Below are 21992 nucleotides of genomic sequence, written 5' to 3' on the forward strand. Positions count from 1 at the left end.
CCGCTTTGCTGTTTGGAAAGATACGGCCCCGACCGGGCTGCGCCCGCGCCAACTGCGGTTTCTTACGGGCTATTGATAGACCCTTACCGCAAGCTCTGCCCAGCCTTTACAAACGGATAACAATCCAGCGCCGAACATGGCCAGCCTTTTACACCAGAGGAACGTCCCCATGGACTGCCCCACCGCAACAGAAAAAGCCCGGGCAAAAGCACCGGGCTCGTAATGCAAGTTTGTATCCAAGCAGGATATAGGGGAAGCCCTACAGCTCCAACTCGTTGAGCTTTAAGATTGCCACGATGTAAATCTTGAGCGCTTGCTTGAGCTGCTCTTCGTTTGCGCACTCGTTGGGACCGTGCATCTGGCCGCCCCATGCGGGCAGCTCCAGGCCGGTCTCCTCGGGGCCAAACGAGACGGCGCGGGCAAAGTTGCGCGCATACGTGCCGCCACCCATGGCAAAAGGCTCGGCATGCTTGTCCGTAAACTCGTTATAGGTATCGACAAGCGCCTTCACGGCAGGATCGTCGGCAGACACCGAGAACGGCACCTTTGCACGACCCACACGGCACGTCACGCCAAAGCGGCCCACGAGCGGCTCGAGCTGCTCGCGGATGGTATCGGCACTGGTGCTATCGGGGAAGCGCACGTCGATGACCTGCTCAATATGGCCATCCGCCACACGGATGACGCCGGGGTTGCAGGTGAGCGGACCAAACGCCGGGCTCGTCGCATCGATACCCAGGCCGCGGCCATAGGCGTCCGCATGCACAAAGGCCAAAAACTTGACAAACTCGTGCTCGGCAGGCGTCAGCAGGCGCTCGTCACGGGCACCAAACGCGTCCTCGGCCTCGCGCAGATACGCCACGATCAGGCCGACGGCGTTGATGGTGCCCTCAGGCATCGAAGCGTGGCCGCCAATACCGTGGGCGAAAATCTGCACATGGCCATTGTCGAGCGCCGTAATCTCCAGGCGGTCGGCGTTCTCGACCGGCGCCGGCAGCTCATCGGCGGCAATCGCGAGCTCGCAGATGGACTGCGACGGAATGGCATTGCTCGCCTCGGCGCCGCTCCACGACACGATGCGCCCGCCGTCGATCTTAGGGCTCACGAACGTCGCCCCAAACTGGCCCTTCTCGGCATTGCAGACCGGGAACTCGGCATCGGGCGTAAACAGAAAGTCGGGGTCTGCGTAGTTCTCCAGATAATGGTGAACGTCGGACATACCTACTTCCTCATCGCAGCCCAGCAGCGCGCGGAAGGTGTAGCGCGGGGTGATACCGTGCTTGAGCAGATAGGCGCCGGCGTAGAGCGACAGCACGGCAGGACCCTTGTCGTCGATAACGCCGCGGCCGAGCAGCCAGCCCTCGCGACGCTCCATCGCAAACGGGTCGGTGTTCCAGCCAGGGCCGGCGGGCACCACGTCCACATGGCAAATGGTCGCGAGCTGCTTGTCGCCGCGGCCCGGGATATCAGCAATGCCCACATAGCCCTCGTCGTCGCTCGTCTGGTAGCCGAGCTTTTGCGCAATGCCGAGCGCGCAATCGAGCGCGTCACGGACCGGGCGGCCAAACGGCGCGTCGGGCTCCGCATCGGCAGCAACGGCCACGGACGGATAACTCACCAGCTGCTCGATATCGGCGACGACATCTTCCCAGACCTCGTCGACATACTCAGCGACGCTCTGCTCCACCTGATTCATGGACGACCTCCTTACCAATGAGCGGCGAGCGTGCCCGCCCCTCACATTACGTCATTAGATAGCGAAAAGTTTAGCAAGCTCGGCCACCGAGTGCACCACCGCATCGGCACCCGCGGCCTCGTGCTCCCCCGGCGCCGCCACGCCCGAATAGATGCCGATGCACGGCACGCCCATCGCGTGCGCGCCCTCGACGTCGTTAAAGCGGTCGCCGATCATCACGGCATCGTCGGCCGTCGCGCCGAGCGCCGCCAGGGCATCGCGGACCGAATCGGCCTTGGTCTCGCGTCCCTGCGGCGGATTCATGCCAATCACCGCCTCAAACTGAGAGAGCCCGAGCTCATGCACCATGTCGATGCACTTGGCCTCCATGCGCGACGTCGCCACGGCCATACGTTTGCCTTGGGCGACCAACCCATCCAGCAGCTCGGGGACCCCATTGAACACGGGATACTCCTCCGGTCCCAGTTCATCAAAAAAGGCGCGGTACTCATCGGCCACCTCAAGCGACTCCTCGCGGGAAAAGCCGTAAAAGTCGTGAAAGCTCTTCCACAGGGGCGGCCCGATCATGCGGCGCAGATCACCCATCTGCGTCTCCGAAAACCCGCGCGCAGCCAGCGTCTTGCGCGTCGAGGTCATCACTGCCCGACCCGTATCGGCCACCGTGCCGTCAAAATCGAACAGCACAACCGGCCGCTCGCAAAGTTGCAATGCCGCCATCGGCACCCTTCTTCCCCAGTTGATGATTTCCACACCACCGCTTCAAACTGTTGACTATTCAACAATTGAACCTAGCAATGTAGAGCAACTCCACTATACTTGTCGCACTTTGCTTTCAGAAGGCGGCGCTGCCGCGCCCCAACGAAAGGTGCAATTATGTCTTTTGCCATCATAACCGACTCCACGTCGGACATCTCCCCCGCCCGTGCTCAAGAGCTTGGCATTTACGTGATTCCGCTGCATGTGATTATCGAGGGCGAGGACCTGCTCGACCAGGTGCAGATTACTGCCGAGGAATACGTCGCGCGCATGGCCGGCTCCGAGCAGCTGCCGCACACCTCGCAGCCGAGCGCCGGCGAGTTCAAGGCGCTGTTTGACCGCGTGCGCGCCGATGGCCACGACAGCGCGATCTTTATCTCGCTGTGCAGCGAGTGGTCCGCCTGCTATTCCAACGCATGCCTGGTCGCCGAGACCCACGAGCTCGACGTGCGCTGCATCGATTCGCGCACCGGCTCGGGTGCCGAGGGTCTGCTGGTGGAGTACGCGCTTGCCATGCGCGAGGACGGCCGCAGCTTGGACGAGACCGAGGCGCAGATCCGCGCGACGTTGCCCGACGCCCACCTGCTGCTGATTCCCCGAACGCTCGAGAACCTGGTCAAAAACGGCCGCGCCCCCAAGCTCGCCGGCCAGCTGACGCAGATGCTCAACATTCGCCTGGCCGTTTCGCCGGAGTGGCAGTCGGGCGAGATCAAGGCTATCAAAAAGGGCCGCGGCGCCAAGCGCATCGTCGCCAACACCATGGCAGACTGCCTCGCGTTTTTGGACGAGCACCCGGGCTCAAGCGTGCGCGTGCTCACGACCGGCGCCGCCGAGGAGCAGGAACTTGTCAACGAGGCGCTCGCGGGCCAGGACTACGTAGACGCCGGCGCCGGCACCATCGGCTGCACCATCGCCACCCATGTAGGCGTCGACGCCATCGCCATCAGCTACTGCCCCCGCTACCAGCCAACTCGCTAGGGACGCCCACATCAGTTGCGGTGAAATAGGGACTGTTTTTGGCTTATTAGCCGCCAATCAATCCCTATTCCACCGCAACTTAGAAGCAGTTCATTTGGGACGGGGCTAAAAAGACTGGCATGTAACGTTACGCACCGGTCTTTTTAGCCCCGTCCCATTTTAGCTACTCTACATCAGCCCGCTCAGGGCAATGTCGACGGCCTCGTTGAGGTCGTCGGTGATGTACACCAGCTCCGGATCGAGCGGGCTAATCATACCGGCGTCCATCACCGGGCCGTTGAGCCAGTCGAACAGGCCCTGCCAGTACTCGGTGCCCACCAGCACGAGCGGCATGCGCTTGACCTTGTGCGTCTGCACCAGCGTGAGAACCTCGAACATCTCGTCGAGCGTACCAAAGCCGCCGGGAAATACGATGGCGCCCGAGCTGTACTTAACGAACATGGTTTTACGCACAAAGAAGTAGCGGAAGTCCATGCCGAGGTTCACGTATTTGTTGAGCCCCTGCTCGTGCGGCAATTCAATGCCTAGGCCAACTGACTTGCCGTTGACACTCGCCGCTCCCCTGTTGGCCGCTTCCATGATGCCGGGGCCGCCACCGGTGATGACCGCCACGCCACGTTGCGCGATCTTGCGCCCGACGGTACGCGCCGCCTTGTAGAGTGGATCGGTCTTGGGCGTGCGGGCGCTACCAAAGATGGTCACCGCAGGTCCAAGCTCGGCAAGTGCGCCAAAGCCATCGACAAACTCTGCCTGAATTCGCAGCACGCGCCAGGGGTCGGCGTGCAGCCAGTCAGTCGACTCCTCGGGCGCCAGCAGGTTGGCGTAGGTGTTGTCCTTAGGAATCATGGGGCCGCGCATGACCACGGGGCCGCGGCGGTACGTCTCGTCGTAGGCGGGCTCGCCCTCGACATTCTCATTCTTAATCATGGGTACTCCTATCGAGAAAAACGGGCAGGGTCGACGCTATGCGTCAAACACCCGCCCGAGCATCAACTATTCGGTATGGTACCCACGATGCATCAAGCACTTGCAAGCTATCGGTCAGCGGTCGCGCAGCCGGTGTCAACGAATGTGACGACCGGCTGGCGCCCGACCATTGCCGTTGCCCACGCTCTGCAAGCGTGTCTGTCGCCCTTAGTAATCCACCGCGGCAGGACTATTCATCCAGTCGCTCACGAATGCGCCGTAGCGGCCCTCGATAATGGCCTGGCGGGCACGCTGCATAAGGTTGAGCAGGTAGTAGATATTGTGCATCGAAAGCAAAATGCCGCCGAGCATCTCCTTCTGCGTGACCATGTGGCGAATGAGCGCGCGGCTGTAGCCGCCCGTGCACACCGGGCAGGTGCAGGTGGGGTCGATGGGGCCGTCGTCGTGCGCAAAGCGCGCGTTACGGAAGTTAAGGCGACCTTCACTGGAGAACGCCGTACCCATGCGACCGGTGCGCGTCGGCAGCACACAGTCGAACATGTCGATGCCCACGCCCACGCCGCGTACGAGCGTGGTGGGGTTGCCGACACCCATCAGGTAGCGCGGCTTATGCTTGGGCATGTACTCGCTCACGAGCGGCGCCAGGGTCTCGAACATGGTCTCGTGATCCTCGCCCACCGAATAGCCACCGATACCATAGCCCGGGAAGTCGCCGCACTCCTCCAGATGGCGCAGCGAACGCAGGCGCAGATCCAGGTGCATGCCGCCCTGAACGATGCCAAAGAGCGCCTGGTCATCGCGGGTATGCGCCTTATAGCAGCGCTCGGCCCACATGCTCGACAGCTCAACGGCGCGCTCAACGTAGGCGCGCGTGGCGGGATAGCCCGGGCACTGGTCGAGCTGCATGCAGATATCGGAGCCGAGTTTCATGGCGATTTCCATGTTGTCCTCGGGCGTCCAAAACACGTGGCGGCCGTCGTAATCGTTGACAATAAAGCGCACGCCCTCATCGGTGAGCTTGACGGCATCGTTGTGGCTGAAGACCTGGAAACCGCCCGAGTCGGTGAGGATGGGGCCGTGCCAGTTCATGAACTTGTGCAGGCCGCCCAGCTCGGCGATGGTATCCTCGCCGGGACGCATGGACAGATGATAGGTATTGGCGAGCACGATCTGGGCGCCGAGCTTCTTGACAGTCTCGGTGGGAATACCCTTGACGTTTGCCTTGGTGCCCACGGGCATAAAGATCGGCGTCTCGATGTCGCCGTGCGGGGTATGCAGCACGCCGGCGCGCGCGTGCGTGGTCGGGTCCTCGGCGATCAGGTCGAATTTAAAAAGGTTCTGGTCCATAAACTGGAACTCCTTGGTTGCGGTTCATACGCAAACCATTATACGGGCAACCCGCAAGAAGCACCGACTCGACAGAAACTGGTGCATTAAACGACTAGCCATGAGAGGCCTTCTGCCAGCAACGCAAACGCCGATGTTATGGCACCGACAGCGAAAACCTGCCAGAACGAGCAAGGTGCCTTCAAACAAAATGGCGCCGCAGGTTGAGCATAAGTCAGCGAGCGGGCCGCATTTGAGACAAGGTGACGTGAAACGAAAGGGCGCTGACCTTTCGGTCGCGCCCTTGAAGTTGAACGTCAGATTGTCCAAATGCGGCCCGCGCAGCGTCGGCCCGTTACGGCGTTTGGTAAAACGCCGTAACCCCTAAGGACGCTGGCCCATGCCACCCTCGAGGGTGACGGTCTCGCCGTTCATATACTTAAAGTCGGGACCGCAGAGCTGAACGACAACGCGGCCAATTTCCTTCTCGACGTCGCCGTAGTGGCCTGCCGGCGGCATGTGGACGTTGGCCTTGAACGCCTCGGGATAGGCATCCTGGAAGTTCTCGAGCGCAGCGGTCCAAGCAAGCGGGCAAACGATATTGACGTTGATGCCGTCCTTGCCCCACTCGTTGGCAGCGACGCGGGTCAGACCGCGGATGCCTTCCTTGGCGGCGGCATAGCTGCACTGGCCGTAGTTGCCAAACAGGCCGGCGCCCGAAGCAAAGTTGACCACGGAGCCCTTGGTCTCCTTCAGGTGCGGATAGGCCTTCTGCATGTACAGATAGGTGGCATACAGACCGGAATAAATGGCCAGGTTAAACTGATCCATGGTGTGGTCGGCGATGGTCACACCCGAGGCGCTGGCCTGAGCATTGTTGACGACGGCGTCGATGCGGCCGAACTCCTCAATGGCCTTGTCGATGACGTTCTGGACGACAGCTTCGTTGTCCTGACCAGCCGAAACATCGGCCTGAACGGGCAGAACCTTGACGCCGTACTCGGCCTCGAGAGAGTCCTTGGCGGCCTCGAGCTTGGCAACGTTGCGGCCGGTAATGACGAGGTTTGCGCCCTCCTTGGCAAAAGCGATATCGATGCCGTAGCCGATGGAGCCAGCGGAGCCGTCCTTAAGCGTGGCCTTGCCGCCGCCGGTGACGATCACGGTCTTACCAGTGAAAAGTCCCATATAAAGTCCTTTCAAATCGCGGCGGGCGCACCCGCCGACTGCGCGCATCCAAATAAACGCGCCAAAAGCTGAAATGCAACTTTAACGGGTTCAAGTGAAAAATAAAGCCCATGGCAGGCGAACGGCGCAACGTCTTTCGGCGAAGGGAATGTCAAGTACAAACTGGATAAAGTGGCCGAGTTTTTGCTATCGACGCGAGCCATCGAACACGTTTTGAAACTTTGCTGCAGCGCGCGGGATGTCGGCGCGAGACTTTATCATAGGGTGACAAACAACGATGAGGAGCACATGCCTATGACAGACGAGCTGGACCCCCAGACTCAACAGCATATTGATGATTCCGCAGACGTCACTGCAGATGCCGACGCTGTGACCTGCGATGATATTGACCTCGACGACCCCATCTTAGACGAAAGCGCTACGGCGGAAACCCCCGGCGCCGAAGATGCAGGCGAGCAAAACGACGATGCGCCCGCTCAGGACGACGACCCCGTACAGGATGCCGCTCCGCAAGCTGCGGGCCCCATCGAGGTTTCTTCGGAAGAAGAGCTCGACGCCGTCATGGACTCCATGATGGATGCCGTCAAAGCGATGAAAGACGCCGTGGCCGACGCTGACGTTGACGCCGAGGAAGAGGAGGCCGCCGAGGCAGCCTCGACCTTCGTACCCGGCGAGACTCCGGTTGCCGACCAGGGCAGCACCATGCCCTCGTTTCTGCAGCTCGAGCATCCCACGATTGGCGCCGATGCGGTCGACCCGCACGCAGCAGGCTTTTCTGTGATCGAAGGCGGTACCGGCAATATCGCCGTGCCGCAGGCTGCCGATGCGGACACTGCCGACACCGCTCGCCCGACTGCCCCGCACTCCCCCGCCGCGAGCCGCGATCTGGGGACCGCTGTCTCGAACACTGCGAACGCCGTGGGCACCTTTATCGCCCAGGGCGCCTCGGCCATGCGCGAGATGAACGCCGCGAAAAAGGCACTTGCCGATGCCCGCGCCCACCTGGCCGAACTTGAGCAGCGCATTGCTGACCAGACCGAGGAACTCGAGACGCGCCAGGATATCGCAGGCCGCTACGACCAGATCGTCGCCGACCAGCGCCAAGCGATTGCCACGGCCCAAAAGACTGCAGCGGCCGCCGAGATTGACCGTGATGCCCACGCCTCCAAAGCGACAGAGCTCAAGGGTCAGCTCGAACAAATGAAGACAGAGGATGACGCGGCTGAGCTCCGTCTGAAGGCCGCGCTCGATGCCGTGGAGGCCCGCGAGACGAGCTCGCGCGAGACCGGCAACCGCCTCGTTCGGCGTCTTGAGGATTCCAAGCGCATCCGCGACAAGGTGAAGGCAGAGCGAGACGCCGGCATTGCCGCCGCACAACAAACCGTCGACGCCACGCGCGCCCAGCTCGAGACGCTGCGTCATGAGTATGCCGAGCTGCAACGCAATCCCTCGGCAAATCCCGCCAACTATACGGTGCGCACCAGCGAGCTCTCGATGCTGATTTCCGACACGGCAGATGCCCTGCGTAAAGCCGAAGAAGATGTCCCGCGCATCACCGCCGACCTTGAGCATTCACTTGCCGCAGCCGAGCAGGCCGTCGAGCAGGCTCAAGCCCCTATCGCCGACGCAAAACGCGCGCACCAAGCCGTGACGACCGAAGCCGATGCCGCGCGCGACGAGTTGCAGACGGCGAAGACTGCCGCCGCGACTCGTCAGCGCGAACTGCGCGAGAAGATCGCCGCGGAGGACAAGGCACGCCGCGAGCAGGAGCAGACCATCGCCAACGCCCAAGCAGATGCCGCGCATGCGCAGTCGATTATCGAACAGGCGACCGAGGTGCACGACCACCCAGAGATCACTGAGTCGCTTGCAGGATCCTTGGCCCGAGACAAAGCCGAACACGCCGAGACCGAGCGAGAAGTCGCCCAGCTCGAGGCCACCGAGGACGCGGTGCGCGAGCGTACCCGCGACTCACGCATCAAATTCACCGGCGCCATCGTCTGCATCGTCGCCGCAATCCTGGTGATCATCCTAGTCTGGCTGTTCGCAAGCAAGTAAACCAGCCGCCAAGCAAGTAGTCATTGGGGACGTTCTTAAACGACTAATCAAACAAGAACGTCCCCAAAGACTAGTCCAATGACGAGAGTGGATAATCTCCCACTTTGAGCCCCCAAGCAGGCCAAAAACGGGAGATTATCCACTCTCATTCTGCAGGCACTCATTTAAGTACGTCCCCAATGAGTACCTGCCGATGCATTGGCGAAGTCAGCGAAAACGCCCCTAAGCGAGCAAGGTGACGTGAAAGAGGAGGGCATTGACCTTCTGGTCATGCCCGACGATTGAACGTCAGATTGTCCAAATGCGGCCCGCGCAGCGTCGGCCGGTTACGGCGTTTGTAAAACGCCGTAACCTACAAAATGAGCATCGCGTCGCCGAAGCTGAAGAAGCGGTAGCGCTCCTCGATGGCGGCGGCATAGGCATCCATGATCTGGTCGCGGGTGGCAAGCGCGCTTACGAGCATCATGAGCGTGGAGCGCGGCACGTGGAAGTTCGTGATCAGCGCGTCGACCACGTGATAGGTCGAGCCGGGCATGAGGTAGAGCTGCGTCGTGGCGTTCTCGCGCACCACGATGTCACCGCGGCCGAGCGTATCGGCCCCGTCCTCGCGGCCTTCAAAATAGCGCGCTGTCACGGCCGGATCGGACACCGGCGCCTCAGCGTCAAACGCGCTTTCGAGCGAGCGTACTGCGGTAGTGCCGACGGCGATCACGCGGTGCCCCTCGGCCTTCGCCTTATGCACGGCGTCGACAACCTCCTGCGACACGTGGTAACGCTCGGTGTGCATAACGTGCTGCGTGGGGTCGTCCTCCTCCACCAGACGGAAGGTATCAATACCCACCTCGAGCTCGACGGCGGCAAACTTCGCGCCCTTGGCCTCGATAGCGGCCATGAGCTCGGGAGTAAAGTGCAGACCCGCCGTAGGAGCGGCAGCCGAGTGCTCCTCCTTCATGGCGTAGACGGTCTGGTACTTCTCGGGATCGCCCTCGTAATCGGTAATGTAGGGCGGCAGCGGCACGTGGCCGGCGGCGTGAATGGCCTCGTCGAGCGTGCGCGGCTCTCCAGCGGCATTGCAACCGGCCGGCTCAAAGCGCACCAGTCGGCCACCGCGGCTATCGGTGACAAAGTCGACGACCTCGGCCGTCAGCACCACGGGAGCCCCCTCGGGCGCATGGGCGCCACCGGCGCGATACTCAATCTGGGCACCGGGCTTCAGGCGCTTGCCCGGCTTGACCAAGCACTCCCAAACATGGCCCAGCGGGTCAACATCCTCGCGGCGCTTGAGCAGCAGCGTCTCGACCACGCCACCCGAGCCCGATTTGCGACCGATCAGGCGGGCCGGCATCACGCGCGTCTTGTTGATGACGAGCACGTCGCCCGGCTCGATATAGTCGATGATGTCGCGGAAGATGCGGTGCTCAACGGTGCCGCCATGCTCCAGCGGCGTTCCCGCCTGGGAGCCCTTGCGATCCACCACCAGCAGGCGGCAGGAGTCGCGCGGCTCGGCGGGAGCCTGGGCGATCAGTTCCTCGGGAAGGTTGTAGTCAAAATCATCGGTACGCATAGACACGTCGGATTCTCCTTATATAGCTAAAGTCCGCCCTACATCCTAGCAGGCTGACGTCCCAAATGAACTACTTTTTGGCAGCCTTGCGCTCGTCGCGAATGCGAGCGCGGTCCATGGCCGCCTCGACGGCAGAAAAGCGGCAGCCGCAGTAGTTCTGTCGATACATGCCCAGTTCGCGCGAACGGCGCGTAGCCTCGGGATAATACGGGCGAAAATCGCGGATCACCGGGGTGAGCCCACGTGCCGCCGCCAGGCGCTCGAGTACGTCATTGCAGGTGTCGAACAGCTGGTACGGCGAGACGGCGAGCGTCGTACCCACATATTCAAACCTGCGCTCCTGGGCAACGCGGCATGCCTCGGCCAAGCGCAAGGCATAGCACACGCGACAGCGACGGGGACGATCGGCACCCAACGGGGCCACGCCGGTCTCCCAGCGTTCGCGGTCCTCCCCGGCCTCGATGAGCTCGATGTCGCCGTCGGCACACCACCGGCGCAGCTCGTCCAAACGGCGCCGCCATTCATCGCGCGGTTGAATATTGGGGTTGGTCCAGCAGATTGTGGGTTCAAACCCTTCCTCGCGCAGCAGGCGGACCGGCTCAAGCGAGCACGGCGCACAGCAGGCGTGCAACAACAACGGCTTCATCGACATCTCCTCACCCAAAAAAGCGCACGCCAAAGGACGTGTCCTCGCAGGCGACGATACGGCGATCGCGCAGAATGGTTCGCACGTAGTACCAGTCGCCCACGCACCCCGACAAATGCAAGCCGGCCGCTAGGTAGCACAGCAGCGGATAGCCCGAAAACGCAAACCCCAGGGCAAACGCTGCCGTCAAAAAGACCGTGGGCGCCAGGCAAATGGTCATGTAACGCCGATGCGAATACACAACGCCCTCGGCGCAGGCATAAATCATCGCAGTCTCGCGATTCGCCCCAAAGGTCACACGCACGCCCGCAGGCGCCAGCAGCTTAAAAAACACCGCATGCACCAGCTCGTGTACGGCAAACGACGCCGCACAAACAACAGCCACGCCGACTATCCAGCCCACGACCGCCGTCCAGCCGCCTACCTCAGCCGCATCCAAGTCCGCAGGCCTGCCCAGCAGCATAAGCACCGGCACCAGGCACACGGCAAACACGCCGACTACGACCATCCCCCACACAAAGCAGGCGTGCAGAAAATCCTCGTCCTCAAACGCATGTATGTTGGAAATCTCATTCATAACATCTTAGGATAGCGCCCCTGCCACGCACCCGCCCGCATGTGCGATAATGTCGAACGATATGCACGAATTGACCACCGCGCCGCCGAGCCCCGCGCCCGGCTGCGCCCTCACCATATGCGAAGGAGTCCCATGGCATCCAAATACTCCATGAACGACCGTCCCAGCTGGCCGCGCCGCGCCATCGTTACCGCCGGCGAGCCCTACGGCAACAAGGGCCTGCACTTTGGCCACGTCGGCGGCGTCTTTGTCCCGGCCGACTTCTTCGCCCGCTTCCTGCGCGACCGCCTGGGCCGCGAAAACGTCATCTTCACCTCGGGCACCGACTGCTACGGTTCGCCCATCATGGAGAGCTACCGCAAGCTCAAGGAGAACGAGGGCTACGACAAGTCCATCGGCGAGTATGTCGAGTCCAATCACTCCCGCCAGGCCGCGACCCTCAACAACTACAACATCAGCTGCGACATCTACGGCGGCTCGGGCCTTGAGCCGGCTGCGCAGATTCACAACGAGGTAACCGCCGAGATTATCAAGCGCCTGCACGAGCAGGGCACCATCTCCAAGCGCTCCACGCTGCAGTTCTACGATGCCAAGGCCGGCACGTTCCTCAACGGCCGTCAGGTCATCGGCCGCTGCCCCATCCAGGGCTGCAAGTCCGAGAAGGCTTATGCCGACGAGTGCGATCTGGGCCACCAGTTTGAGCCCGAGGAGCTCATCGCGCCCAAGAGCCAGCTCACCGGCGAGGTGCCCGAGTTGCGTCCGGTCGACAACCTCTACTTCGACCTGCCGGCCTACCTCGACTTCATGAAAACCTACACCGCCAAGCTCGCCCAGAACCCGCAGGTTCGCTCCGTGGTCTCCAAGACTATGGAGGAGTGGCTGCTGCCGGCCCAGCTCTACATCCAGAACAAGTTCCGCGAGGCCTTCGATGCCGTCGAGGATCAGCTGCCCGAGCACACCGTGCTGGAGCCCGAGGGCAACAAGAGCAGCTTTACCGTCACCTTCCCCAGCTGGAAGGAGCGCGACGATGCCCACGCAGTGCTCGCCAACGGTGGCGTGCGCTTCCGCAGCGGCAAGGCGCTCGTGCCCTTCCGCATCACCGGCAACATCGACTGGGGCGTTCCGGTGCCCGAGGTCGATGGCGTCTCCGACGTCACCTGCTGGTGCTGGCCCGAGAGCCTGTGGGCGCCCATCAGCTATACGCGCACCGTGCTCGCGCGCGATGCCAAGGCCGCCGGCGTGACCGAGGGCGTCGCCGCCCAGGATGCCGCCCTCATGGGCGAGCCCGCCGCCGACTCCACGCAGGTGCCCGCACCCACCTACCAGCACAGCTCGCTCGACTGGCGCGACTGGTGGTGCTCTGACGACGCACAGATCTACCAGTTCATCGGTCAGGACAACATCTATTTCTACTGTATCGCGCAGACCGCCATGTGGGAGGCCCTGGGCTGGGACCTCACGCAGAGCACCGTCAGCGCCTGCTACCACCTGCTCTACATGGGCAAAAAGGCCAGCTCGTCCTCGCAGACGCCTCCCCCGCCGGCAGACGACCTGCTCAACCACTACACCTGCGAGCAGATGCGCGCGCACTGGCTGTCGCTCGGCCTGTCCGAGAAGCCGGTAAGCTTTAGCCCTAAGGCATACGACACGCGGGTGACCGGCAAGGACAAGGACGGCAACGAGGTGCGCGCCTGCGACGACAAGCGCGTCATCGATCCGGCCCTTAAGGAGAGCGCCCTTTTGACCGGCGTGTTCAACCGCCTGGCCCGCAGCTGCTTCTACGGCGTCGCCGTCAAGGAGGGCGACGAGAGCCCCTACCGCAACGGCTGCATCCCCGCCGGCGCAGCTTCTGACACCGTGGTCGAGGCCGCCGAGCAGGCTGCCCTTGCCTTTGAGCAGGCCATGTACAAGTTCGAGACGCACCGCGCGCTCGCCGTGTGCGACGACTACCTGCGTGCCGCCAACAAGCGCTGGAGCGATGCCTCCAAGGCCGCTAACAAGCTCGAGGGCGAGCCGGCCAATGCCGCAATGACGCAGGCCCTCGTCGACGCCTTTACCGAGCTGCGCGTGGCGACCGTGCTCATGCACGGCATCGTCCCTGCCGGCTGCGAGCTCATCTGCGAGTACTTCGACGTCGATCCGGTCGCCTTCTTTAGCTGGGATAACATCTTCGCCTCCACGGATGAGTTTGTGGAGAGCTTGGGCGAGAAGCCCGGCGAGCACCGCGTAAAGCCGCTGCCCCCGCGCTTCGACTTCTTCAGCAAGCACGAGAGCCAGTACTAAACACTCGACATGTAATGGAATGGGAAGGAAAGACGGATGTCCAAGCCGCGTCGTCGTAAGCAGAAAAAGCAGGTTAAGCCCGAGCTCAACCTCAGGCAGTTTGCCGCTACCGAGCTTTCCGACCAGCTTGCCGCCCAACACTCCGCCGCCGACCTGCCGCGCTTTATGGTCGACACGGTCGCCGGCGCCTATGCGCCCGCCGATGCCGAGCTCATGATCGAGGGTTTCGGCGCCGCGGCCACACGCCCGGTCACGCTGCGCGCCAACACGCTCAAGGCAACCGCCGAGGACATCGCTGCGGCGCTCGATGCCGCCGGCATCGCCCACAACCCCGTCACCTGGTACCCAGACGCCTTCATCCTGCCCGAGGCCCAGGTTTCCGATCTGTGGGATCTCGACATCTACCGCGACGGCAAGATCTACCTGCAGAGCCTGTCGTCCATGATGCCGCCGCTGGTCCTGGGCACTCAGGCAGGCGAGGACATCCTGGACATGTGCGCAGCCCCTGGCGGCAAGACGACGCAGATCGCCGCCCTCTCGCAGGGGCAGGCGCACCTTACCGCCTGCGAGATGAGCATTCCCCGCGCCGAGAAACTCGAAGCCAACCTCCACCGCCAAGGTGCCAAAAACGTGCCCGTCATGCGCACCGACGCACGCGAGCTCGACGAGTTCTTCCGCTTTGACCGCATCCTGCTCGACGCTCCCTGCACCGGCACGGGCACCGTCATCAGCGGCAACGAGAAAAGCCTGCGCGGCCTGACCGAGCAGCTGCTCGTCAAATGCGCCCGCTCGCAGCGTGCGCTTCTGGACCGCGCCATGGGAGCCCTAAAACCGGGTGGCACGCTCGTCTATTCGACTTGTTCGATCTTGCCGCAGGAAAACGAGGACGCCCTGCAAGAGGCCCTCGACAAGCATATGGACTGCGAGCTCATCCCCCTCGACGGCACGCCAAGCGAAAGTGAGGCACGCCGCGCCCAGGAAGCTGGCGAGGAGCCGCGCATCGAGTCCAACGCCCTGACCGAGGCCATTGCCACGGGTCAGGTATCGGCCATCGCCAACGGCCTGCCCGGCACGCTCACCATTCCGCCCAGCCGCGAATTTGAGGGCTTCTACATTGCCCTGATCCGAAAACGCAGCTAGCGCACGGATCCAAAACTCAACAAGCTATCTCCGTGCGCGTTTGCCCTGCTGGTCGCGATGCTGTTTAAGCATCGCGCGCTCCTTGCGTTCGGCCCTTTTGCCCTTAATGGCCGTGACCACAAAGTAGATGACCGCGGCGGCAACGATTGCGCCCACACACAGGCCAATCGAGCCAAACATTGCTGTCAATTCCATACCGCGTCACCTCTCTTTTAAACGGGACATTCAAGATAGCACCTCAATACCCGCCACCACAGCTCCTTCACGTTCGCCGGCCCTTCGGTCTAACGGATGGCGCGGCGGGGAAAAATCAACTCGTCAAACGATTTAGCATTCGCAATTCCGGCTGCATCGCGCCGGCCGTCATCACATAGAATCGAGCTTCCATGGATACCCTCAACGATCTAAATGAGCGCGTCGACGCCTTCGTCGGCACCAGCTCCTTCGACACGCCTGCCGCGGCAAACGACCAAGCCCCCATCGATGTGCCCGCCGAGGTTCACGAGGACATCGTCGCCTCGGTCGATTTCTCCGAGGTCGAGCTCGCAGACGAGTTCACCGAACCCCAGGTAGCCGTGACCCCCAACGGACTGCTTCCCATGGAGCCGCTGCCCATCGACGGGCGCCTGCGCAAGGCGGCCCTTCGCATGCCTGACGAGATTGAGGAGGCCAGCGGCTTCACGCTCTTCGGCCGTCGTATCAAATCGCTCATCTACACCACCGACGTCGCGGTCATCCGCAACTCCAACGCCGATGCCGTCTTTGCCGTTTACCCCTTCACGCCGCAGCCCGCCATTACGCAGGCGCTGCTGACCGTCGCCGAGTGCCCGGTCTTCGTAGGCGTGGGCGGTGGCACCACCACCGGCAAGCGCTCCGTTCAGATGGCAGCCGTCTCCGAGATGCAGGGCGCGGCGGGCTGTGTGGTCAACTCCCCCGCCACCGCCGAGATGGTCGAGCACATCACCAACATCGCCGACATCCCCGTCATCGCTACGGTCGTTCGCTGCGACGACGATGCCCACGCCAAGGTGCGCGCTGGAGCCAAGATTCTCAACATCGCCGCCGGCAAGAACACGCCCCAGGTCCTACGCGAGCTGCGCAAGCACTATCCCAACCTGCCGCTCATCGCGCCGGGCGGCAAGACGCCCGAGAGCATCCGTGAAACCATCGCCGCCGGCGCCAACGCCATCATCTGGACGCCGCCTTCGGCCCAGCAGCTACAGACCGACATGATGCAGCGTTATCGCAAGATGAAGGAAGACGCCACACCTGTCATCTCGCACGACGATGTGCCCATTATCGACCAGGTCTCCGCCGCCGAGGTCAGCCAGGTCGAGAACATGAATCCCGACGTGCCGATTCCCGACGAAGTCATCGAGCGCGTCGCTTCGATCCACGAGCGCGTCGAGGAGCATCGCGCCAACCGCGGCCTCAAGCCGTCACTGCACGGCTTCTTCTTCCGCGGAAAGAAACGCTAACCCCAACAGCAAGGCCCGCCCCACAAACGTGAGGCGGGCCGTTTTCGTTTGAGCAATCATGCAGCGATGTGATGGGGCAAACTAATCCACGCGCTTGTCGCCCATAAAGAAGAGCGCCACCGTACCAGGTCCGGTATGCGAGCCAATCAGAGTACCGATGTTATTGATCTCAATCTTGCCTTTAAGCTGCGGAATCTGTTCCTCGATCAGCGCCGCAACTGCCTCGGCATCCTCGCGGCACGCCGAGTGCGACATGACGCACTTACCCGAATAATCCGCACCGTCCTGCACGTGTGCCATCATGGTCTTAGCCATCTCGGAAATCGCGCGCTTCTTAGTGCGAATCTTCTCACGTGGCGACAGCCCACCTTCGCAATCGACCGTCATAAGCGGGCAAATCTTAAGCGCCGTGCCGATGATCGCGCTCGCAGCCGAAATGCGACCGCCGCGCAGGTAGCTCGACAGATCGGTCGAGAAGAACCAGTGGTGCAGGTTGAGCTTGTGCTCCTCGATCCAGGCAGCCGTCTCGTCGAGTGAAGCCCCGCTATCGCGCACGTCGGCGGCACATTCCGCCAGCAGGCCAAAGCCCGAAGACGCCGCCAGCGAATCGATGACGCGCACCTTGCCGCCCTGGGGATAGCGATCCGCAAGCATCTGCGCCGCAACGCAAGCCGAGCCATACGTACCCGAAATACCCGACGACAACGTCAGGTGCAGCACGTCTTTACCCTCGGCAACAAGCGGCTCCCAAAACTCCTCGTACTCACCCACGCTCACCTGAGACGTCTTGGGCATGGCGCCTGCGGCAATCTGGGCAAAAAACTCGTCCGGCGTAATCGACTGATACAGATCGTCCGTATAGACAACATCGTCGATCTCGTAATGAAAACACACGACAGGGATATTGCGCGATTCAAAGAACTCCCGAGTTCGATCGGCGGCGGATTCACAGGTCAGGACAAAATCACTCATATGAGGCTCCTTACTCATTGCTGCGCAAATTATCGCACAGTGAGCCTACATACGGTACATATGTCCACTATTTACCAAATCGAACCAAAAATAGCGAACATCTTTACCACCATCGTTTCCACCGACCCCACGCATAAATATCTGAGAAAACACCTTCTATCGTCTCCACTCAACCGCCATATCTACCTCCACTAAATCGATTTACCAAACCGTTCGGCTAACAATTCGGCCGCCCATCCCCAATCGAAACAAAAGCGGCGCATACTGATAAACGTTTGACGCTGTTTATCAGTTTTACCAGCCCTATCGGAAGGTGTTTCATGGTCGCATTCGATCGCAATCCGCAAGACTTCAAGTATCTGCGCCTGCTGTCGAGACAGTTTCCCACCGAGCAATCCGCGTTTACCGAGATCATCAACCTCTCGGCCATCCTCAACCTGCCAAAGGGCACTGAGCATTTTATGAGCGACGTGCATGGCGAGTACGAAGCCTTTATGCACATCCTCAACAACTGCTCGGGCGTCGTGCGCGAGCATGTCGACGAAATCTTTGGCGAAACGCTCTCCTTTGACGAGAAGGGCGAGCTGTGCACGCTCATCTACTACCCGCGCGAGAAGATCGAGCTGGTCCGCAGCCGGCGCGAGGACTCGCCCACCTGGTACAAGACGATGCTTGACCAGCTCATCATGGTCGCTCGTTCGCTTTCAAGCCGCTACACGCGCTCCAAGGTGCGTAAGGCCATCCCGCGTGATTACGCCTATATCATCGACGAGTTGTTGCACACGCACCCGGACGAGAACAACTATCGTGTGCGCTATCACGAGCGCATCGTGGAGTCCATCCTGGAGACAGCAAGCGCCGACGATTTTATCGAGTCGCTCGCCTCGCTCATCAAGCGCCTGGCCGTCGACCACCTGCACCTGGTGGGCGACATCTTCGACCGCGGCGGCGGCGCGGCCAAGATTATGGACCGCCTGCTCACCTACCATTCACTCGACATCCAGTGGGGCAACCACGACCTGCTGTGGATGGGCGCTGCGGCCGGTGAGCCCGCCTGCATCGCCACGGTGCTGCGCAACAACCTACGCTACGACAATTACGAGATCCTCGAGAACGACTACGGCATCTCGCTGCGTGAGCTTGTCGCCTTTGCCGATGCCACCTACACCGACGGTGAGTCCATCACCCCGCTGATCAAGGCCATCAACGTGTTGCTCTTTAAGCTCGAGGGCCAGATTATCCAGCGCCATCCCGAGTTCGACATGACCGACCGCCTGTTACTCGACAAGATCGATCACGACACCGGCACGGTCACGCTCGCCGACGGCAGCGTGTGGCCGCTCACGACCAACGACTTCCCCACCGTCGACCCGGCGGACCCCTATACGCTCACGTCTCAGGAGCAGCACATCATCGACAAGCTCGTGTCCGAGTTTGTCACCGCCGATCACCTGCATCGCCATATCGATTTCCTCTATTCCCACGGCTCGATGTACAAAGTCGCCAACGGCAACCTGCTCTTCCACGGCTGCGTGCCACTCAACGAAGACGGCACCTTTAGCAGCATGAACTGCCTGGGCACCTGGCACGCTGGCCGCGATTATCTCGATTTTTGCGACCACATCGCCCGCCGCGCTTGGCGCGTGGGCGACCGCGACGCTCTCGACTGGATGTGGTACCTGTGGATTGGCTTTAACTCACCCGCCAGCGGACGCCTGGTGCGCACCTTTGAGCGCGCCTATATCGCCGATAAGAGCACCTGGGTCGAGCCGATGGACCCGTACTTTACGCTTACCAAGTCGCCCTCGGTCTGCGACGACATCATGCGCGAGTTTGGCGTCGCGCCCATGGCATGTTCGCCGACCGGCCACATCATCAACGGCCACACGCCCGTTAAAACCACCAAGGGCGAGCAGCCCATCCGCGCCGAGGGCAAGCTGCTGGTCATCGATGGCGGCTTCTGCCGCGCTTACCATCCCAAGACGGGTATCGCCGGCTATACGCTCATCTCGAGCTCGCGCGGCTGCCGTCTCAAGTCGCACCGGGCCTTTACGACGGTTGCCGAGGCACTCACGCGCAACGTGGATATCGAGAGTGAGACCAACCGTTTTGACCAAGCAGACCGTCGCCGTATGGTGAGCGACACCGATACCGGCGCCAAGATCCGCAGCCAGATCCAGGACCTGCGCCAGCTGCTCGATGCATATAGAAACGGTGCTATCGAACAGCGCGCCTAGCACCACCCGTGGGGATTGGCTAAACTTGCTGAGTTTGTCATCCCCGCGGCGCCCCGGCGCCACCCTAAGGCAGGTACCATGCAAAAGCTCCTTGCGCAGATCATGAAGTTTGGCGTCGTCGGCGTCATTGCCACGGTCATCGACTTTGGCATTATGAATCTGCTCCACTACGGTCTGGGCCTCAACATCCTAATCGCCAACACCAGCGGCTTTATCATCTCACTCATCTTTAACTACCTCGCCAGCATGAAGTACGTGTTTGCGCACAAGGAGGGCATGAGCCGCCGCCGCGAGTTCATTATCTTTGTCGTGCTGTCCGTGATCGGCCTGGCACTCAACGACGGTATCGTGTTGACACTCAACGCCGGCCTGGGACTCGAGGCCAATATCGCCAAGATCTGCGCCACCGCGCTTGTCATGGTCTACAACTTTGTGACCCGAAAGATCTTCCTGGAAGGCGATGAGACTAAGTAACTCGCAACCTTACAGCTTTACAATGCCCACGGATGACGCGCGTCGAGCGCCGTGTCGTTCGTGGGCATTGCTCGTTTACGGGCAAATTTTCAACGTTTGCGGATTAGCTCTTGAAAATTTGGCGAGTTCGTATAGTTCTTGGCAAGGACCTTACGTTTCCCTTGCAAAAGCTCTAAAGTATCCTCTGCTCGATTCATCAACGCATTGGATGTGATTACGTGCGCAAGGCACTGGCACAACCTCATACCAAGCAGTTCCTCAAGTTCGCTGTTGTGGGTCTTATCTCCTTTGGTATCGACTGGGGTATGCTCATTGCGCTCGTCGAGCTGTTTCACCTCGACTTTTTGATGAGCACCACGGTTTCGTTCATCACGTCCGTCGTGGTCAACTACTGGCTCAGCATGAAGTACGTGTTCGACCATCGCGAGGGCATGAGCCGCAAGCGCGAGTTCACGATCTTCACCATCCTGTCGGTGATCGGCCTGGGCCTCAACGACCTGTACATGTTTGTGGGCGTCACGTTTTTGAGCATCGGCTACCAGGCCATGAAGGCCATCGCCACGTTCCTGGTCACCTGGTACAACTACTTTAGCCGCCGCTTCTTCCTCGAGGGCGCACGGTCGTAGTTTGTTCGACATTTGCTTAAAGGTATAACCGGTTGGAATTCTCGTTCCAACCGGTTTTTTGTTTGCCGAGAGACCCGGCGACCCAATCCCATTCGCATGAAAAACGGGCGGCCCGGATGTTTGTCCGAACCGCCCGTCTGGCGCGCTATGTCGAGGCCTCTAGCCTGTAACGTAATACCAGACCACGTTGTCGCCGTTGGAGAGAACGTAGTTGCTGCAGGCCGTCATGGGCGTTGTGCCGTTGACGGAGTACATCCAGCCGCTCGTACCGCCGTACTGTTTCTCGGCCAAACCACCAATCGCGGAGACATACGTGCCGTACGACGAGCCATGTGCGTTGACAGAAAGGCCCAGCGCGCACAGGGCATCGTAGACGGTAGCGCCTTCGTTAAAGGTAAAGGTGCCACCAGAAGACACAGGATTGCCCACAGCGCTCGATGTGACCGAAACCGTCACTGTTACGTAGCTGGACTCCTGCGAGCCGCTCTGGCCGCCCGAGGAGGCGTTTCCTCCATTAGAGGATGAGGCTCCATCAGACGACTGGCCACCGCCCGAAGAAGCACCGCCAGACGCATTGGAAGTATCACCGGCTCCCGTATTTTGGGCAGCGGATTTGTCGCCAGACTTCTTGCCGTCCTGGTCCTCGGACTTCTTGCTATCCGAGTTCTTGTCCGATTCCTTGTTTGAAGACTCGGAATCGTCCTTGGACTTGGACTCATCAGAATGCTTGGACTCATCTTTTTCGTCATTCGATGACTTGGAATCCTTGGAACTGGCCTCGCCCGAAGTCGTAGTCGAGCCAGACACCTTGGTGTCCTTGGTGACGACGCTCTCCCCCGTCACGGTCTGAATGATCCAGTCGATGGACCAGGCACCGCTCTCGGAAGGATGGACGAAACCCAGCGAGACGACGATCAGAATGGTGCACGCGGCAGTCAGGACGCCGAGGAGCGTCTTGCGGCGAGGGGCGGACGCCGCCGAAGCGGCGCCCTGTTGCTTTGCATCGTCGAACTGAATGAACGAGGAATCTGGTTGCTTGGGGTCAGCGTCCTTGGATTTATTGGACACA

At 61.2% G+C, this 21992-nt stretch carries 19 protein-coding genes; 8 read left to right on the plus strand and 11 right to left on the minus strand.

The window, feature by feature from the left end; all coding sequences use genetic code 11:
* Positions 1-259 precede the first annotated feature (259 nt).
* Together CSV91_RS04235 and CSV91_RS04240 are read right to left on the minus strand one after the other, a co-directional pair.
* Entirely contained in the window at positions 260-1696 is a 1437-nt protein-coding gene (locus CSV91_RS04235) for a M20 family metallopeptidase (RefSeq protein WP_099431926.1), read from the minus strand.
* Positions 1697-1750: 54 nt separating this feature from the next.
* The gene (locus CSV91_RS04240; RefSeq protein WP_099431927.1) at positions 1751-2413 is read right to left on the minus strand and encodes an HAD hydrolase-like protein; all 663 of its coding nucleotides are present in this window, start codon (positions 2411-2413) and stop codon (positions 1751-1753) included.
* Between the two features lie 156 nt (positions 2414-2569).
* Between CSV91_RS04240 and CSV91_RS04245 the strand changes: the two genes are divergently transcribed.
* Positions 2570-3430, plus strand: a complete 861-nt coding sequence (locus tag CSV91_RS04245; protein WP_099431928.1) for a DegV family protein — start codon at positions 2570-2572, stop codon at positions 3428-3430.
* A 168-nt stretch (positions 3431-3598) separates the two neighbouring features.
* Here CSV91_RS04245 and CSV91_RS04250 read toward each other — a convergent pair whose 3' ends face one another.
* From CSV91_RS04250 to CSV91_RS04260, 3 genes are all read right to left on the minus strand, one after another.
* Entirely contained in the window at positions 3599-4357 is a 759-nt protein-coding gene (locus tag CSV91_RS04250) for an LOG family protein (RefSeq protein WP_099431929.1), read from the minus strand.
* Between the two features lie 207 nt (positions 4358-4564).
* A complete protein-coding gene (gene tgt / locus CSV91_RS04255; protein WP_055250876.1) occupies positions 4565-5704 on the minus strand; it encodes a tRNA guanosine(34) transglycosylase Tgt in 1140 nt (379 codons plus the stop codon).
* 363 nt (positions 5705-6067) lie between these two features.
* Positions 6068-6868 carry an SDR family NAD(P)-dependent oxidoreductase gene (locus CSV91_RS04260; RefSeq protein WP_099431930.1) on the minus strand — a complete coding sequence of 267 codons (801 nt, stop codon included), beginning with the start codon at positions 6866-6868 and terminating at the stop codon, positions 6068-6070.
* A 294-nt stretch (positions 6869-7162) separates the two neighbouring features.
* Between CSV91_RS04260 and CSV91_RS04265 the strand changes: the two genes are divergently transcribed.
* Entirely contained in the window at positions 7163-8926 is a 1764-nt protein-coding gene (locus CSV91_RS04265; protein ID WP_099431931.1) for a coiled-coil domain-containing protein, read from the plus strand.
* A gap of 352 nt (positions 8927-9278) precedes the next feature.
* Here the strand turns inward: CSV91_RS04265 and queA are convergent, their stop codons facing one another.
* From queA to CSV91_RS04280, 3 genes are all read right to left on the minus strand, one after another.
* Entirely contained in the window at positions 9279-10490 is a 1212-nt protein-coding gene (gene queA / locus CSV91_RS04270) for a tRNA preQ1(34) S-adenosylmethionine ribosyltransferase-isomerase QueA (RefSeq protein ID WP_099431932.1), read from the minus strand.
* 70 nt (positions 10491-10560) lie between these two features.
* Positions 10561-11136 carry an epoxyqueuosine reductase QueH gene (locus tag CSV91_RS04275; protein ID WP_099431933.1) on the minus strand — a complete coding sequence of 192 codons (576 nt, stop codon included), beginning with the start codon at positions 11134-11136 and terminating at the stop codon, positions 10561-10563.
* Between the two features lie 10 nt (positions 11137-11146).
* Positions 11147-11713 carry a DUF3267 domain-containing protein gene (locus tag CSV91_RS04280; protein WP_099431934.1) on the minus strand — a complete coding sequence of 189 codons (567 nt, stop codon included), beginning with the start codon at positions 11711-11713 and terminating at the stop codon, positions 11147-11149.
* A 132-nt stretch (positions 11714-11845) separates the two neighbouring features.
* Between CSV91_RS04280 and CSV91_RS04285 the strand changes: the two genes are divergently transcribed.
* Positions 11846-13996, plus strand: coding sequence for a methionine--tRNA ligase (locus CSV91_RS04285; protein WP_099431935.1), 2151 nt, complete (start codon positions 11846-11848; stop codon positions 13994-13996).
* Positions 13997-14032: 36 nt separating this feature from the next.
* Complete coding sequence (locus CSV91_RS04290) at positions 14033-15136, plus strand: RsmB/NOP family class I SAM-dependent RNA methyltransferase (protein ID WP_099431936.1); 1104 nt, start codon at positions 14033-14035, stop codon at positions 15134-15136.
* 24 nt (positions 15137-15160) lie between these two features.
* Here CSV91_RS04290 and CSV91_RS10025 read toward each other — a convergent pair whose 3' ends face one another.
* Positions 15161-15331 (minus strand): hypothetical protein, encoded by a 171-nt coding sequence (locus CSV91_RS10025; RefSeq protein ID WP_157757989.1) that lies wholly within the window; start codon positions 15329-15331, stop codon positions 15161-15163.
* 191 nt (positions 15332-15522) lie between these two features.
* Between CSV91_RS10025 and CSV91_RS04295 the strand changes: the two genes are divergently transcribed.
* A complete protein-coding gene (locus CSV91_RS04295) occupies positions 15523-16614 on the plus strand; it encodes a beta/alpha barrel domain-containing protein (protein WP_099431937.1) in 1092 nt (363 codons plus the stop codon).
* 81 nt (positions 16615-16695) lie between these two features.
* On the opposite strand, the gene CSV91_RS04300 is transcribed toward CSV91_RS04295, so the two are convergent.
* Complete coding sequence (locus tag CSV91_RS04300) at positions 16696-17586, minus strand: DegV family protein (RefSeq protein ID WP_099431938.1); 891 nt, start codon at positions 17584-17586, stop codon at positions 16696-16698.
* 320 nt (positions 17587-17906) lie between these two features.
* On the opposite strand from CSV91_RS04300, the gene CSV91_RS04305 reads away from it, so the two are divergent.
* The 3 genes from CSV91_RS04305 (at position 17907) to CSV91_RS04315 (ending at position 20923) form a co-directional block, all read left to right on the plus strand.
* Positions 17907-19823, plus strand: coding sequence for a fructose-1,6-bisphosphatase (locus CSV91_RS04305; protein WP_099431939.1), 1917 nt, complete (start codon positions 17907-17909; stop codon positions 19821-19823).
* Positions 19824-19901: 78 nt separating this feature from the next.
* Positions 19902-20297 (plus strand): GtrA family protein, encoded by a 396-nt coding sequence (locus tag CSV91_RS04310; protein WP_006235398.1) that lies wholly within the window; start codon positions 19902-19904, stop codon positions 20295-20297.
* A gap of 218 nt (positions 20298-20515) precedes the next feature.
* Positions 20516-20923 carry a GtrA family protein gene (locus CSV91_RS04315; RefSeq protein ID WP_022095123.1) on the plus strand — a complete coding sequence of 136 codons (408 nt, stop codon included), beginning with the start codon at positions 20516-20518 and terminating at the stop codon, positions 20921-20923.
* 159 nt (positions 20924-21082) lie between these two features.
* Here CSV91_RS04315 and CSV91_RS04320 read toward each other — a convergent pair whose 3' ends face one another.
* Positions 21083-21991 (minus strand): DUF4430 domain-containing protein, encoded by a 909-nt coding sequence (locus CSV91_RS04320; protein WP_232049557.1) that lies wholly within the window; start codon positions 21989-21991, stop codon positions 21083-21085.
* Position 21992: the final 1 nt, after the last annotated feature.

Origin of the sequence: Collinsella aerofaciens (assembly GCF_002736145.1) — a bacterium.
GTDB classification, from domain to species: domain Bacteria; phylum Actinomycetota; class Coriobacteriia; order Coriobacteriales; family Coriobacteriaceae; genus Collinsella; species Collinsella aerofaciens_A.

Bases quoted from the DNA above. Each gene is read 5' to 3' on its own strand.
- CSV91_RS04295 (WP_099431937.1), top strand. From the start codon at position 15,523: ATGGATACCCTCAACGATCTAAATGAGCGCGTCGACGCCTTCGTCGGC.
- CSV91_RS04265 (WP_099431931.1), top strand. From the start codon at position 7,163: ATGACAGACGAGCTGGACCCCCAGACTCAACAGCATATTGATGATTCC.
- CSV91_RS04245 (WP_099431928.1), top strand. From the start codon at position 2,570: ATGTCTTTTGCCATCATAACCGACTCCACGTCGGACATCTCCCCCGCC.
- queA (WP_099431932.1), bottom strand. From the start codon at position 10,490: ATGCGTACCGATGATTTTGACTACAACCTTCCCGAGGAACTGATCGCC.
- CSV91_RS04310 (WP_006235398.1), top strand. From the start codon at position 19,902: ATGCAAAAGCTCCTTGCGCAGATCATGAAGTTTGGCGTCGTCGGCGTC.
- CSV91_RS10025 (WP_157757989.1), bottom strand. From the start codon at position 15,331: ATGGAATTGACAGCAATGTTTGGCTCGATTGGCCTGTGTGTGGGCGCA.
- tgt (WP_055250876.1), bottom strand. From the start codon at position 5,704: ATGGACCAGAACCTTTTTAAATTCGACCTGATCGCCGAGGACCCGACC.
- CSV91_RS04280 (WP_099431934.1), bottom strand. From the start codon at position 11,713: ATGAATGAGATTTCCAACATACATGCGTTTGAGGACGAGGATTTTCTG.
- CSV91_RS04240 (WP_099431927.1), bottom strand. From the start codon at position 2,413: ATGGCGGCATTGCAACTTTGCGAGCGGCCGGTTGTGCTGTTCGATTTT.
- CSV91_RS04290 (WP_099431936.1), top strand. From the start codon at position 14,033: ATGTCCAAGCCGCGTCGTCGTAAGCAGAAAAAGCAGGTTAAGCCCGAG.
- CSV91_RS04260 (WP_099431930.1), bottom strand. From the start codon at position 6,868: ATGGGACTTTTCACTGGTAAGACCGTGATCGTCACCGGCGGCGGCAAG.
- CSV91_RS04250 (WP_099431929.1), bottom strand. From the start codon at position 4,357: ATGATTAAGAATGAGAATGTCGAGGGCGAGCCCGCCTACGACGAGACG.
- CSV91_RS04275 (WP_099431933.1), bottom strand. From the start codon at position 11,136: ATGAAGCCGTTGTTGTTGCACGCCTGCTGTGCGCCGTGCTCGCTTGAG.
- CSV91_RS04235 (WP_099431926.1), bottom strand. From the start codon at position 1,696: ATGAATCAGGTGGAGCAGAGCGTCGCTGAGTATGTCGACGAGGTCTGG.
- CSV91_RS04300 (WP_099431938.1), bottom strand. From the start codon at position 17,586: ATGAGTGATTTTGTCCTGACCTGTGAATCCGCCGCCGATCGAACTCGG.
- CSV91_RS04305 (WP_099431939.1), top strand. From the start codon at position 17,907: ATGGTCGCATTCGATCGCAATCCGCAAGACTTCAAGTATCTGCGCCTG.
- CSV91_RS04285 (WP_099431935.1), top strand. From the start codon at position 11,846: ATGGCATCCAAATACTCCATGAACGACCGTCCCAGCTGGCCGCGCCGC.